This is a genomic window from Bradyrhizobium xenonodulans, assembly GCF_027594865.1.
GTDB lineage: Bacteria > Pseudomonadota > Alphaproteobacteria > Rhizobiales > Xanthobacteraceae > Bradyrhizobium > Bradyrhizobium xenonodulans.
In genome coordinates this window covers 3989101-4003124 of sequence record NZ_CP089391.1, presented here as the reverse complement: position 1 = coordinate 4003124, position 14024 = coordinate 3989101, and the positions used below count along the sequence as shown (strand labels likewise).

Annotated in this window: 11 protein-coding genes and 1 tRNA gene; 1 reads left to right on the top strand and 11 read right to left on the bottom strand. The window is 64.4% G+C overall.

What is annotated here, in order from left to right:
- Nucleotides 1-11: 11 nt before the first annotated feature.
- From I3J27_RS18810 to I3J27_RS18785, 6 genes are all read right to left on the bottom strand, one after another.
- Complete coding sequence (locus I3J27_RS18810) at nt 12-2888, bottom strand: valine--tRNA ligase (protein WP_270172273.1); 2877 nt, start codon at nt 2886-2888, stop codon at nt 12-14.
- A gap of 129 nt (nt 2889-3017) precedes the next feature.
- Nucleotides 3018-3782: a PopZ family protein gene (locus I3J27_RS18805; protein ID WP_270172270.1), complete on the bottom strand. Its 765-nt coding sequence runs from the start codon at nt 3780-3782 to the stop codon at nt 3018-3020.
- 305 nt (nt 3783-4087) lie between these two features.
- Nucleotides 4088-5479, bottom strand: coding sequence for a TolC family outer membrane protein (locus I3J27_RS18800; protein WP_270172834.1), 1392 nt, complete (start codon nt 5477-5479; stop codon nt 4088-4090).
- A gap of 205 nt (nt 5480-5684) precedes the next feature.
- Nucleotides 5685-6350, bottom strand: coding sequence for a protein-L-isoaspartate O-methyltransferase family protein (locus I3J27_RS18795; RefSeq protein WP_270172268.1), 666 nt, complete (start codon nt 6348-6350; stop codon nt 5685-5687).
- Nucleotides 6351-6487: 137 nt separating this feature from the next.
- On the bottom strand, nt 6488-6667 hold the full coding sequence (locus I3J27_RS18790; RefSeq protein WP_270172266.1) for a hypothetical protein: 180 nt from the start codon (nt 6665-6667) through the stop codon (nt 6488-6490).
- A 270-nt stretch (nt 6668-6937) separates the two neighbouring features.
- Nucleotides 6938-7960, bottom strand: coding sequence for a formylglycine-generating enzyme family protein (locus I3J27_RS18785; RefSeq protein WP_270172264.1), 1023 nt, complete (start codon nt 7958-7960; stop codon nt 6938-6940).
- A gap of 338 nt (nt 7961-8298) precedes the next feature.
- On the opposite strand from I3J27_RS18785, the gene I3J27_RS18780 reads away from it, so the two are divergent.
- A complete protein-coding gene (locus I3J27_RS18780) occupies nt 8299-9288 on the top strand; it encodes an AraC family transcriptional regulator (RefSeq protein WP_270172262.1) in 990 nt (329 codons plus the stop codon).
- A 138-nt stretch (nt 9289-9426) separates the two neighbouring features.
- On the opposite strand, the gene I3J27_RS18775 is transcribed toward I3J27_RS18780, so the two are convergent.
- From I3J27_RS18775 to I3J27_RS18755, 5 genes are all read right to left on the bottom strand, one after another.
- A tRNA-Asn gene (locus I3J27_RS18775) sits at nt 9427-9501 on the bottom strand.
- 133 nt (nt 9502-9634) lie between these two features.
- Nucleotides 9635-10003 carry a hypothetical protein gene (locus I3J27_RS18770; RefSeq protein ID WP_270172260.1) on the bottom strand — a complete coding sequence of 123 codons (369 nt, stop codon included), beginning with the start codon at nt 10001-10003 and terminating at the stop codon, nt 9635-9637.
- 154 nt (nt 10004-10157) lie between these two features.
- The gene (locus tag I3J27_RS18765; RefSeq protein WP_270172258.1) at nt 10158-11852 is read right to left on the bottom strand and encodes a flotillin family protein; all 1695 of its coding nucleotides are present in this window, start codon (nt 11850-11852) and stop codon (nt 10158-10160) included.
- Between the two features lie 22 nt (nt 11853-11874).
- Nucleotides 11875-12537 carry an OB-fold-containig protein gene (locus I3J27_RS18760; RefSeq protein ID WP_270172256.1) on the bottom strand — a complete coding sequence of 221 codons (663 nt, stop codon included), beginning with the start codon at nt 12535-12537 and terminating at the stop codon, nt 11875-11877.
- A gap of 10 nt (nt 12538-12547) precedes the next feature.
- Complete coding sequence (locus tag I3J27_RS18755) at nt 12548-13711, bottom strand: PspA/IM30 family protein (RefSeq protein WP_270172254.1); 1164 nt, start codon at nt 13709-13711, stop codon at nt 12548-12550.
- Nucleotides 13712-14024 lie beyond the last annotated feature (313 nt).

Below are 14024 nucleotides of genomic sequence, written 5' to 3'. Positions count from 1 at the left end.
CAAAGCTGGACCTAAGACGCTTGCTTCAGCCGCTCCAGCGCCTCCAGCAGCTTGGCCTTGCGGGCCAGCGCCGCCTCACGCTTCTCGCGCTCTTCCTCGACGACCTCCTCGGCCGCGTTGGCGACGAACTTCTCGTTGGCCAGCTTGGACTCCGCGCGCTTGATGTCGGCGTCGGCCTTGCCGATCTCCTTGTCGAGGCGGGTGCGCTCGGCGGCGACGTCGATCACCCCCTTCAGCGGCAGCGCAGCGACTTCGCCGCGCACCAGGAGCTGGACTGCACCGTCAGGCGCGCGGTCGGCGAAGGAGATGTCGGACAGCCGCGCCATGCGCTTGATGACATCGGTCCAGCGTGGCGCGCGTTCCCTGGTCTCGGCCGACGCGCCTGCGAGCACCAGCGCCGTCAGCGTTGCCGGCTGGATGTTCATCTCGGCGCGCACCGAGCGGATCTGCGTGACCAGGTCGATCACCCAGCCGATCTCGGCTTCCGCCTTGGGATCGGTGAAATCGGCATGGTCGAAGATCGGCATGACCAGCGCCGGCGAGATCAGCGGATCGGTCGGCCCGGCGGCCGCAGCGAGCATCGCGAGTTGCTCCGGCGTCGGTTCGGCCGGCTTCAGCGGCCACTCCGCCAGCGCGAGCAGGCCGTCGCGCTTGGCCGTCACCTCCCACAGCTCTTCGGTGATGAAGGGCATGAAGGGGTGCAGCAGCTTCAGGATCTCGTCGCGCGCCCAGGCGACCATGGCGCGGGTCTCGTCCTTGGCCGGGCTATCTGGACCGAGCAGCACGGGCTTTGCGAGCTCGACATACCAGTCGCAATAGACGTTCCAGACGAAGCGGTAGATCGCGCCGGCAGCGTCATTGAAGCGGTACGCTTCGATCGCCTCGGTCACCTCGCGCGTGGTGTGCGCGCTTTCATGCGCGATCCAGCGGTTCAGCGTCTCCTTCGCCTTCGCCGGCTCGAAACCGTCGGGCACGGCGCAATGGTTCATCTCCGCGAAGCGCGACGCATTCCAGAGCTTGGTCGCGAAGTTGCGGTAACCCTCGACGCGGCTGGTGGCGAGCTTGATGTCGCGCCCCTGTGCCGCCATCGCGGCCAGCGTGAAGCGCAGTGCGTCGGCACCATACTCGTCGATCAGGTTGAGCGGATCGATGACGTTGCCCTTCGACTTCGACATCTTGGCGCCCTTCTCGTCGCGGACGAGGGCGTGGATGTAGATCGTCGAGAACGGCACCTCCTTCATGAAGTGCAGGCCCATCATCATCATGCGGGCGACCCAGAAGAAGATGATGTCGAAGCCGGTCACCAGCGCATTGGTCGGGTAATAGCGCTGCACCTCGGGCGCGTCTTCGGGCCAGCCGAGCGTCGAGAACGGCCACAGCGCCGAGGAGAACCAGGTGTCGAGCACGTCCTCGTCGCGCGTGATGAAGCCTTCGCGCTTGTTGCGGTCGAGCGCCATCTCGCGGCCCTGCTCGACCGTGATGACCTCCTGCTCGACGTAATAGCCGAGCGCGTGGCTGACGGCTTCTTCCTCGGTCTCGGCGACGAACACCTTGCCGTCGGGACCGTACCAGGCCGGGATCTGATGGCCCCACCAGAGCTGGCGCGAGATGCACCAGGGCTGGATGTTCTCCATCCACTCGTAATAGGTCTTTTCCCAGTTCTTCGGCACGAACGAAGTTTCGCCCGAACGCACCGCCGCGATCGCGGGTTTGGCGAGTGTCTTGGCGTCGACATACCACTGATCGGTCAGATACGGCTCGATCACGCTGCCCGAGCGATCGCCATGCGGCACCATGTGGGTGTGCGGCTCGATCCGCTCGATGAAGCCGAACGACTCCAGACGCTCGACGATGCGCTTGCGCGCCGCGAAGCGATCGACCTTGTGAAACTCCTCGGCGAATTGCGAAGCGCCTTCCGGCAGGTCGCGCAGATAATCCTCGTTGTCGAGGAGATCGAGGCAACCTTCCCTGTCGATGACGCTGATCCGGCCGAGGCCATGGCGGTTGCCGACCTCGAAATCGTTGAAGTCGTGCGCCGGCGTCACCTTGACCGCGCCCGAGCCTTTTTCCGGATCGGAATATTCGTCGGCGACGACCTTAATCTTGCGGCCGACCAGCGGCAGGATCACGTTCTTGCCGACCAGCTTCTGATAGCGCTCGTCGTCGGGATGCACGGCAACGCCGGTGTCGCCCAGCATGGTCTCGGGACGCGTGGTGGCGACGACGATGAAGCTCGCGGGATCCTCGGGGCTGAAGGTCTTGCCCTCGATCGGATAGCGCAGATACCAGAGGCTGCCCTTGACCTCGGTCGGCTGAACTTCGAGATCGGAGATCGCAGTCAAGAGCTTGGTGTCCCAGTTCACCAGCCGCTTGTCCTTGTAGATCAGGCCGTCGCGATGCAGCTCGACGAACACCTTGATGACGGCCTTGGACAGGCCCTCGTCCATGGTGAAGCGCTCGCGCGACCAGTCGCAGGAGGCGCCGAGGCGCTTGAGCTGGTTGATGATGGTGTCGCCGCTCTCGGCTTTCCACTGCCAGACCCGCTCCAGAAACTTCTCGCGGCCCATCTCGCGGCGGCCGGGCTGCTGGCGCTCCATCAACTGGCGCTCGACCACCATCTGAGTGGCGATGCCGGCATGGTCGGTACCGGGCTGCCACAGCACGTCGCGGCCACGCATGCGCTCGAACCGGCACAGAATGTCCTGGAGCGTGTTGTTGAGGGCGTGGCCCATGTGCAGCGAGCCCGTCACGTTCGGCGGCGGGATCACGATGGTAAAGGGTACGGCGTCGCGGCGGTCGGGGCGGCCGGCCTTGAACGCAAGGCTGTCCTCCCACACGACGGACATGCGGGCTTCGATATCGGCGGGCTGGTAATTTTTCTCGATCATGGGCTGCTAGAAAGCCGCGCGCGGGGGGCAAGTCAACGGGAAAGCCCGGCGGCGAAACGGCTTCCCGGCCCGGCCCGAAGACCGAACATCGTGCCCAAGCGGGGCTTTATGAGGGCTCTGGCCGGGGTCTTACCGGCCGCCGCGCGAGACCCGCTCGATTTCGGCCTTCACGATGCGTTCAACGAGGCCCGGCAGATTGTCGTCGAGCCAGGATTTCAGCATCGGACGCAGCATCTCCTTGACCAGATCCTCCAGCGTCCGCGCATTGCTGCTGAGCACCGTGTGGGCCAGCGAGTTGAAGGCGGATTCAACTGCGGAGACCGTCGATTGCGCCAGGATCGGCTGCTGTGGCGGCATCGGCGGCGCATCGAAGTCTACCGGTGCATAGGACGGTGCCGGCGTCGGACGCGGCGGCGGCGATTCGGCGAATTCCAGATCGTCGCGCGGCTCGACCTTGCGGAAGCTCGGCGGCGGCGGTGGCGGCGTCGGGTCCATCGCCATCTCGTCGGTCAATTCGAGCACGTCGGGTTCAGGCTCGGGCTCCGGTTCCGGAGCGCTGACCTCGGGCGCAGGCGTGGCCGTGTCGAGCCCCGCCAGCAACGCGTCGATATCGTCCTGGCTGTTGGGGCCGGCATCGGCCGCAGGCGGTGGCGGCGCGGCGGGCTTTGCTGCCGGCGGTGGCGCGGGCTTCTCGGCGGCCGGCTTGGCGGCGGGAGCAGCCTTGGAGGGTGGAATGTCGTTCACAGCCTGCGGCTTTGGCGGCGCGGCGGGCGTTGGCGCGGGCTTCGCAGCTTCAGCCGGCGGCGGCTTGGCCTCATCGTCGGCAATGATGCGCCGGATCGAGGCCAGAATCTCCTCCATCGAGGGTTCTGTGACCTTTGCAGGCTGCGTCATCTCCGACTCCACATCATCAACGCCCTCGCATGCGTTGTTTTACACCAAGCACGACAGGATTGGCCGGTTCCGGACGAACGCCCCGACATTTTCGTCGCGGCAACCCGACTTGTCCCCAGTTCACGGCTCAACGTGCGGCGGTGCGCCCCTGCCCTCGGCACTCAAGCTTTACGCACACGACATCGGGTGCGGGACGAATCGACCCGCATCTTCTTGACAAGGCTATGTCAGGGATTTTGATGATTGCAAGCAAAGCGCCGGTCAGCCTCGACTGTTTGCGAGGCCGACCGGATGACTACGGGACTTTAGCGTCCGTCGGGCGTGCGTACGCCGGCCCAGTTGTCGCGGATCTGCTGGTAGTGCACGCTGGGATCGTACACCGTGGTGTTGAGACCGAGCACCTGAGGTGCGAGACGGCCGACCGCGTTGAGCACCGAATAGGACGCCACCACGCGGTCATGCTGGGCAGTGACGAGCGCAACGCGCGCGTTCACCAGCGCCTGCTGCGCGTTGAGCACGTCGAGCGTGGTGCGCTGGCCGGCCTTGGCTTCTTCGCGCACGCCGTTCAGCGCGATCTCGGACGCCGTCACCTGCGCCTGCGCAGACTTCACCTGCGCCTTGCCGGCTTCCAATTGACCCCAGGCCTGCACAACGTTGGCTCGGGTCTGGTCGCGGGTGGTTTCGAGGTTCAGGCGCTGCTGCGCCAGGTTCTCTTTCGATTGGCGGATCAGCGAATATTCCGTGCCGCCCTGATAGATCGGCACGGAGGCTGTCGCGATGGCGGAAGCAGTCGTCGTCCGGAAGACCGTCAGGGTCTGCTGATACGCCTGGGAGACGCCAGCCTGGATCGTGACCGTCGGCAGCAGCGCACCTTCGTTGATCTTAACCTGGAGATAGTTGACGTCGATGCCGAACATCGCAGCCGTGACGTTGGGGTTCTCGACCAGGCTGAGATTGACCGCGGAAGCGATCGTCGTGGGCAGGAAGCGATCGACCGGCGAGCCCGGGGCAAGGGCCGCCGGCTCGTTTCCGATGATCCGGCGGAAGTTCGCTCGCGTCGTCGTGAGATTGGATTCGGCGGTCAGCGCCTGCGTTCTGCCGGCAGCCAGCTGCGCTTCGGACTGCGCGACGTCGGTGCGCGTCACCTCGCCGACGTTGAAGCGATCGCGTGTTTGCTTGAGCGTCTGTTCAAGCACGCGCACGTTGCTGCGCTGAACTTCGAGAGTCGCCGAATCGCGCAGGTAGTCCATGTAGGTCGTGGCGGCCTGCAGCAGAACCGACTGCTCGAGCACTCGCAACGCCTCGCGCGACCCAGAGACCTGGCTCTCCGCCGCGCGCGTTCGGTTGGCGGTCTGATTGCCGTTATAGAGCGTCTGGTTGATGGTCAGGCTGGCGCTGTTGGGCTGAAGCGGCGGGACGCTATTGATTGGCAGGCCCTTCTGGACCTGTTGGATATCCTGATATTGAGTCCCACTGCTGACCGTCAGATTGACCCTGGGCCGATAGCCCGACAAGGCCTGAGGCACGTTCTCGTCGGTCGAGCGCACCTGGGCGCGCTGTGCGTTGAGTTGCGGATTGTTCTGATAGGCGCGCACCAGCGCGGACTCGATCGTATCCGCCAAGGCAGGCGTCGGCCCGGCAAGTGCCAGCAGCAGGACCGAAACCGCAGCTCCGGTGAAGAGCTTCACCCCATGCATCCCAAAAATTCCGTTCATTCTAACGCCCGGCTCGTGCCCGCGAGCTGGGTTACCGTATCCGAGTGGAGTCGTTGCCCCGTCGCAACATAGGACGCGGAACGGCGCGACGGAACTACCTCAAGGTAGTTCGCAGTGGAAACTCTTCACGTGCAGCATCCCGGCCACACTTCTGATTCCGAACGGGATTTTAACGGGGTTTGGGCCGTCAGAAGACGAAGGCGGCGGCCCGCTCCAGCCCCGGAAGGACCGGGGCTGCGGCATCGAACAGTGCCCGATGGCCGAATTCACCGTGGGTATGGGTCACGATCATGGCCCGCGGCGGCCTGGATTGGGCAGACACCCCCACCAGGCGCCCGCCCTCCTTGAGCTGCCCGAGCAGCGATTCCGGCGGCGCCACCTCGGCGGCGCCGTTGAGGACGATCACATCATAGGGGGCAGCTGACGGATCACCTTCAGCGCAGGCCGCGGCCTTGCAGGTGACGTTGGCGAGCCCAAGGGCAGCAAAAGCATCCTTGGCCTTCGCAGCCAGGGCCGAATCGCATTCAGTCGCGGTAACCTGACGGGCGAGCTTGGCCGTCAGTGCGGCGAGGTAGCCCGTGGCGCAGCCGACCACCAGCACGTTGTCACCCTCGCCGATTTCGGCGGCCTGGAGCAGCTTGCCGGTGAGCTGCGGCTTGATCAGGAAGCGCTTGGCGGCTCCCTCGCTCACGTCGAGATCGAGGTCGAGATAGGCCAAAGCCTGCTTAGCCGCCGGCACGAATGCCTCGCGCGGAACCGTGAGCATGGCGTCGAGAATGCGGCGATCAGTGACGTCGTTGGTGCGCACCTGGCCATCGACCATTTTGAGGCGCGCGGTCGAGAAACCGGACATTTGCGGACCCTGAAATGCGGACGATGCCGCGGACGAAAGTTGGCGGCATCTTTGGAACAGGCTCCGCTAAAACGCAACACGTCCGTTGGCCCGGACGGACCAGACCCGCGCAACTCACGGCATTGAAGGCGATGGACCTATTCGATCGTGACCGCGAGGCGGCCGATCAGCGCGGCGACTTCGTCGAGCCGCGCCGAATCGGGCTCGCCGACGGCGCGCGCGAGACAGGCCAGGCACTCGTCATCGCTGAGCTCGGGAACGTCTGCCGGCAGAATCGAGGGGGCCATCTGGAAACGGTCGACCTGGATGTCTGGCATGGGAATCAGCTCCGTAAAATTCCGGCACCCGCCAGGCTCGATGTGAAATAAGTCGAATTGGCGTCGCCCTCATGACCCGACCGCGGCCCACACGCACACAAGCACTTGAACGCGATCCTGCGCTCGACCGCGATCCTGCCGGATTCGAGCGGAGCCATGTTGCGATGTCGCTTGAAGCAATATCGTGCGTCACGTCAGAATGCGAATGCAAAGCATTGAAAATACGGAGAATTGCACCCCATTCGCGTCTCGCTCCGACTGGCAGAGCATCTACGCGAGCGCGCTCGCGGCCATTCTTTCTCGTGTGCGATCGACGGCAAGAGGTGTGCGCACCACACAACGGAAGCCGACATCACTGGTCGAAATATCGACCGGCTCGGCGTGGCGCGCGGCGGGACGGTAGCGGCGGCAGTAATTGGGTGCGCAGAGATGCGAGCCGCCCTTCAGCACCTTGCACGGAATGCGGATATCGGGCTGACGCGGGTCGTAGCTTGCGTCCTCGCGACCGCCCCGGGGATTCTTCGGGATGCCGCAGGATTTTGCCGCGTTCGCCTGATGGCGCGGTGACCACCAGTCCGAGGTCCACTCCCAGACATTGCCGATCATGTCGTGGAGGCCGTAACCGTTCGGCGGGAAAGCCAGGACTGGCGAGGTACGCTGGAACCCATCCTCGCCGAGATTCTGGATTGGAAAATTGCCCTGCCAGATGTTGGCCATGTGCCTGCCGCCGGGCATCAGGGCATCGCCCCAGGCGAACTCCTCGCCGTCGAGGCCGCCGCGGGCGGCGAACTCCCATTCCGCTTCCGTTGGAAGGTCCTTGCCGGCCCAGTGGGCGTAGGCGGCCGCATCGCCATAGGCGACGTGGACGACCGGATGGTCGTCGAGGTCGCCGATGTTGCTGCCGGCGCCATAGGGATGTTGCCAGTTGGCGCCGCGCATGAAGGACCACCACTGGCTCCAGTCGGTGAGATCGGTAATGCGGGGCAGCGGTGAGAACACCAGCGAACCGGCGTAGAGCATTTCGTTCAGTGCGCCGGGGTAGTCCGTTGGATCGGGAACGATCTCCGCTTCGGTGACATGGCCGGTCGCGTCGACGAATTGCCTGAACTGCCTGTTGGTCACGGGCGTGCGGTCGATCCAGAATCCGTCGACGAAGACGCGATGGCTCGGCGCCTCCTCGGGATAATGGTGATCGGATCCCATGCGGAAGGTCCCGCCGGGAATGAAGACCATCTCGCCGGTCTTCACGTCGTCCGGCAACCACTCGCAGTGACCCGGATCCGCCCGCAGCATGGTGAAAACTCCGATACGCGCTTTCCCGCTGCTATGGTGCCGACTTCACCAGATGCCGACGACGGCACATTGCCCGGCATGTTGGACGCATGGTCAGGTCCCCCTCTTCCCGGCGTCAAAGGTGCGAAATCCGGTGCCGCAGCGCGAACACCACCGATATCGCCAGGTCGCAAACGCTATCCGAAGATCTGACGGCTGTGATGTGCAGTTTGTGCCAGCACGGCGATCCACGCGACTCCACGACGCATGTCGTGACGTCGAGCTGTCGTGTCCACTTCGCGTCGTGGTGGCGCCGCTACCGCCGCAGAATTGTCGTGCTTCAATAACAGAGTCCAACCATGGGGCAGTTCCTTCTGGTTGATTCGCGGAAGCTGGACGGTTTCGAAGGCCTTCACCAGGCCGTTCACGGCTCGCATGTCGACGTGATGCAGCTCGGACGCGGGCGTCTGCGCGGAACCCTGTCGCATGTTGGTATCGGCGATTTCTCGCTCAGCATCGGTACCTTCAACGTCGGCATGCGCACGCAGCGCGTCTCCAGTGACAACAAGCTGATCATCGGAATGCTGCTGGCGGCGCAAGAGCGCGTCGCCCACTGGTCGTTCGACATGCAGCTCAATGACGTGCTGGTCATTCCGCCGCTGCTCGAGCATGACGGCGTCTTTCACGGCCCGTCCGCGTACGCCGCGATACGCTTCGACCTCACCGAGGTCGCGTCCCTGTTCGGCGGCGAGGCCCGGCTGGGCGATCCCGACACCTGGCGCAGCCGAGGCCATTTCCGTGCGGACCGCGAGAGCGGCGCGATTGCCTCACGCCGCCTGGTCCGGATCATGTCGCACCTGCGCAGCAACACGCACGGATTGACGCCGTCGACGGCGGATTTCTGGAAACGATCGATCGTCGAATGCATGGCGGCCAACGTCATGTCGTCACTGCCGCCCGACGACACCGGCTGGCTGCCTTCGGCCAGGCGGCTGATCCGGCGGGTCGAACAGCATCTCGACGAGGCCGGCACACGGCCGGTGCATGTTTCGGAGATCTGTGCCGCCCTCGGTGTGTCGCGCCGCACCCTCCATCGCGCCTTTCAAGAGGTGTTCGGTTTGGGCCCGGTGACGTTCCTGAGGCACAAGCGCCTTTGCACGGCCCATTCCATCCTGCACGCGAGCGCCCCGGGCTCGACGACCGTCGCAGCGGTGGCAATGGAGCAAGGCTTCTACGAGCTGGGGCGCTTTTCGCAGTATTACTTCGCAATGTTCGGCGAGCACCCGTCGCAGACGCTGGGAGGCGGAGCCCCCCGCCAGAATCTCGAACCGTCCGGACACGAATTCTAGGCACCCAGCCCCGTGCTCAGGGCCGCGCCAATTCGAGGGATTCGCGCGGGAAATCGCCCGCGGGCGCTTCCCCAAGGCACAGGCGAGGGCAATGTTGCGCAAGCGCAACATAATCAAGTCTTTGAATTTATTGGATTTTGGCTCCCCGGGCTGGATTCGAACCAGCGACCATCCGATTAACAGTCGGATGCTCTACCGCTGAGCTACCGAGGAAAAGGCGAACAAGTCGTCCGCGCGCGGGTGCGTATAACAAAGCCGCTTGCGCTTGCAAAGGACGAATTCGCGATCTGGCACAAAGCGTGGAGGAAGGGCCGGAAGGCCCCTCCTCGGGTCAGGTCAGGCCGTCCTACTCGGCGATGAACGACGTGGTCTTGGTGCCGGAATCGTAGCGCAGCCGCAGCGCGGTCATTTTGCAGAGATTGACGTTCTTCCAGAGCACGGCCTCGTCATAGCTCTGCCAGTCGACGCGGATGTTCCAGACGCAGCCCTCGTCGTCCTCGTCGAACTCGACATAGGTGCTGGCCTGGTTCTGCAAAACCTTCTCGAGCTCGTTCTCCCATTCGTCCAGGCCATCGTCGGGCGCGTTGAAGCCCAGGAATTTGATGGCATAGCCGGTCTCGTTGACGACGGTGACGTTGCGGGCGTCGGCGGCGAACGACGGCGCGGCAGCGATTGAAAGACCGATCGCGATCAGTCCAGACAGAAAATACTTCATTTGAAATTCTCCCGATCGAAACAGGCTCCGGCGCCCGGACCATGATCGAGAGACCAACACGCGATCGATCAGTGTTCTGGCGCGTTGCGCGACGTGAGACACGCAACGCGCCAGTTCATATCGTTTCGAATTCTCCGTAGCAATGAACCGGCATTCATAGATCGGCGGAGTTTGTTTTCTCCGGCGCGGGTGCCGGCGCTGCGGCACCATTGCTCTTTCCCGTCACCGCGCCGATCAGCGCCTTCACGGGATCTTCGCCTGGCGCAAAGCCGCTCTGGCGCAGGATCTCGTCGATCATCGGACGCAGCGCGTGCACCTTGAGCAGCTCGCCGGCGAGGCCTTCGCCGAAGCCGACATTGCCTCCCCCGGCACCATTGCCGCCGAACGCGCCACCGGTATGGAGGATGCGGACGTCCTTGAGGTTGGCGATCGGCTTGACCATCTCGGCCAGCGCCGACGGCATGGTCTCGATCCGCTTCTTGGCGATCTCGAAATCGATGACGTTGGCGCCGAGCTTGTTCTGCGCCTCATTCTTCATGGTGATGACGGCGGCCTCGGCTTCGCCGATGTTCCTGACGCCGACCGCCTTGATCTTGTTGGACTCGGCTTCGGCCGTCGCCAGCGTCTTGACGGCCTCGGCGCGATCGAGCGAGGCCTTCTTCTCGGCTTCGGCCGCCACGATCACCTCGGTCGATTTGCGTTCGGCCTCGGTGCGCGCGGCGAGCACCTGGGTCACACGGGCACGATCGGCGACCTCGACCGCGCGTGCGGTCACGACCTTTTCCTCGGCGGACACGGCAAGCGCTTCGGCCGTCTTGGCTTCGGCGACGGCTTCCGAGGTCTGCTTGCTCTTGGCCGCGATCTGGATCTCGTTCTCCTGCGTGGCGATCTGGATTTCGCGCTGGGCGTCGGTCTTGCGCTTGTTGATCGCCAGATCCGACTCGATCACCGCGGTTTCCTTGACCTGCTTGGCACCGGCCTCCTTCTCGGCAACGGCCCGGTCGGTATCGATGCGGGCGTTCTCCTCGGTCAGGCGCGCGGTCTGGGTTGCGGTTGCAACCTCGGCGCGGGTGCTCGCGGTCTTGTTGGCGATGTCGCGCTCCTGCGAGAGCTCCGCCTCCTTCTTGGTGCGTTCGATGGTCAAGGTCTGCTGGCGCGCCTCGAGGTCCTTCTGCGCGATCGCCACCTCGTTGTCGCGCACGATCGAGTTGCGATCTCGCCGGCGGGTTTCGGTGACGGTCTTGAGCTGGGTCAAACCTTCGGCGTCGAAGAAATTCTCCGGGTTGAAGAATTTGACGTCGGTCTGGTCGAGCTTGGTCAGGGAGACGGATTCAAGTTCGAGCCCGTTGGACTTGACGTCGGATTCGACGGTCGCCTGCACGTGCTTGACGAAATCGCTGCGCTTTTCCTGCAGCTCCAAAATCGACATTGTCGCGGCCACCGAGCGCAGGCCGTCGACGAACTTCGCCTCGACCTGGTTGCGCAACGCCTCCGCATCGTTGGTCAGCGCGCCCAGCGTCTGGCTCGCCAGCGCAATGCTCTCATCGTCGGGACGGACGCGCACGTAGAACTCGGCGACGATGTCGACGCGCAGGCGGTCCTTGGTGATCAGCGATTCCCGCTCCTTGCGCTCGACGGTGAGCCGCAGCGTCTTCAGATTGACGCTGGCATAGGAGTGGAAGATCGGCAGGATCATGGCGCCGCCGTCGAGCACGACCTTCTTGCCGCCGAGGCCGGTGCGCACGAAGGCCTCGTCACGGGTGGCGCGCTTGTAGAGGATGGTGAAGACGATCCCGAGGACGACGATCAGCGCGACGCCGATCATGGCCGGGACTGCGATGTCGAACATGACTTTCTCCGATAATGACTTGCTAGCTGTTGCTTAGAGTCGGCTTGGAAGGTTTGAGTTCATCGTCGGCCTTCACCGCGACGAAGCGGGTGCCGTCGCGATCGACCAGCAGGACCATGGTTCCTTGCGGCAAAGGCGACGACGCGGGCGCGGCCACCGCCCAAACGAAATGGCGGTTGCCGTGGACGTCGGCGACGCTGACGCGGCCGGGCGGTCCCTGGTCGAGCGGACCGATCACGACCTCGCCGACACGGCCGACGAGATCACCGAGGCCGACCGCGTAGCTCTCATCCTTGGGAATGACCCGCGCAATGGCCCTGCTTGCGCCGCGGACCAGCGGAACCGACACCGCGACCGCCCCGACCGAGGCGAGCGTCGCCGGCAAGGGGCCCGCCACCATCCGCGCGACGTCCTGGATCAGGAAGCCGGTGATGGAGAAGGCACCGAGCAGCAGCAGCAGGAAGATCAGCAGCGGCACCCCGCCGACATTGATCCAGGAAATGGCGTTGATGACGCCATTGTCGCTGGGGTGACCGAAATCGATGTTGGTGCCGAGCATCTCGCTCAAGGAGGCCCCGACCAGCATCGAGATCACCTCGACCGACCCGACGATGAGGATCATGGCCGCCGCGATTGCGAACGGCCTGACCTCCGGCGACATGACGTGTTCGAGCAGAGCGCTCATGACACATGACTCAGGAGCGCGACTTCAAGCGCGCCAGCCTCGCTGCAATCTCCTTGTCGCGATGCAACGTGCTGAGCTCGTCGATGTCGCTTGAGAACGGGATGGATGCCGGCACGCCGGTGGCGCGCGCGACCGCCCTGCCCGCCCGCAGCGCCTTCGCGGCCGCCGACGCGCCGCCCGGCTTCCGGGGCGACGTCGAGGCCTGGTGGCTTGCGGCCGCCTCGCTCTTTTCGAGATCGGCGCGGCGCTGCTCGGCATCCTGGAGCGCCGACAGCACGGCACGCAGCGAGGTGACGCACTGCTCGATCTTCTCGTTGTTCTCGTCGATGGCACGGGAGAGCACCTCGAACTGCGCCTCCAGATCCATCTGCCGGGCGATGCCGGCGCGCGCGAGATCGTCGCGGCTATCAGCAATCGCGCCCTCGATCTTGGGCGCGAGATCGGTCATCTCGCGCTCGATCTCGGTGCGGCGCGCGTTGAGGCGGTATTCCTCGGCGCGCGCGGCCGCGAGCGCGTCGCGTGCCTCGCTCTCGGCGCGTTCGATCTCGCGGATGGCCTGGCCAACCACTTTCAGCTTGTTCTTCCCTTCCGCCTGTTCGATCGCGTCATAGGCGATCCCGGCGATTAGACGTCCGACCCGGGACAGGAAATTGTCGGGGGCGGCAGCGATGGTATCCATGGCGTTCTCCTCCTCTGGCAGACTGTTCGGCGTGACGCCGTAGTGAACTTCAAAGCCGGCGTCGGTGCGGACCAGGCGCGCGGGCACGCTCTGTCCCCACCCGTCGGCATAGCCGGCGTAGTCGAAGGGCACGCTGAAGCGCCCCTCCACGGTCGCAATCGAAATGGTGGCCGGGCCCTTGATCTTGGCGAGTTTGTCGTCGAGCGGCAGGCGGCGGCCCTGCGCTGTGCGATAGTCCATGCGGTCGCGCAGACCCAGCGTCACCAGGCGCGAGGGCAGCGCGGTCTGCTTCCGGATCGGCTCATAGGCGTGGGCATGGAGCAGGACCACGTTGGAGCCGACATTATGGCTCCGCGCGACCTCGTCGAGAATCTCCATCATGCGGTCATAGGCCCTGAACGTCGCCTCCAGCGCGGCCTTGGCGGCCGGGTCAGGGGCAAGCCTGTAACGCAGCGCGGACGGCGCGTTTTTGGGCGATGGGTTCATGGAAAGCACTAAAGCACCATTTTGGTGCTTTAGGAAGAGGGGTTGCGATCACGTTCCACTGATCCCTATGCACTCTCTGGGTTAGTCGCAGCGGCTGAGGCCTGCGTTCAAGTCGGGCGATCACCTCTAGGTCACGACCGATCAAGACTTCTTGCACCTGCGGGTTGCAATTTGAGACGAAACCAAAGGAAGCGGATTAGCTCAATCTCGTCACCCTGCAGATCGTCCGACTGTTATCGGATAGTCGACGCCTTGAGCGTTCCTCTTCATATCGTTGAAGGAGCGCGCACGACTTCGCATTCTCGCGGCTTGTTTCGCCCGA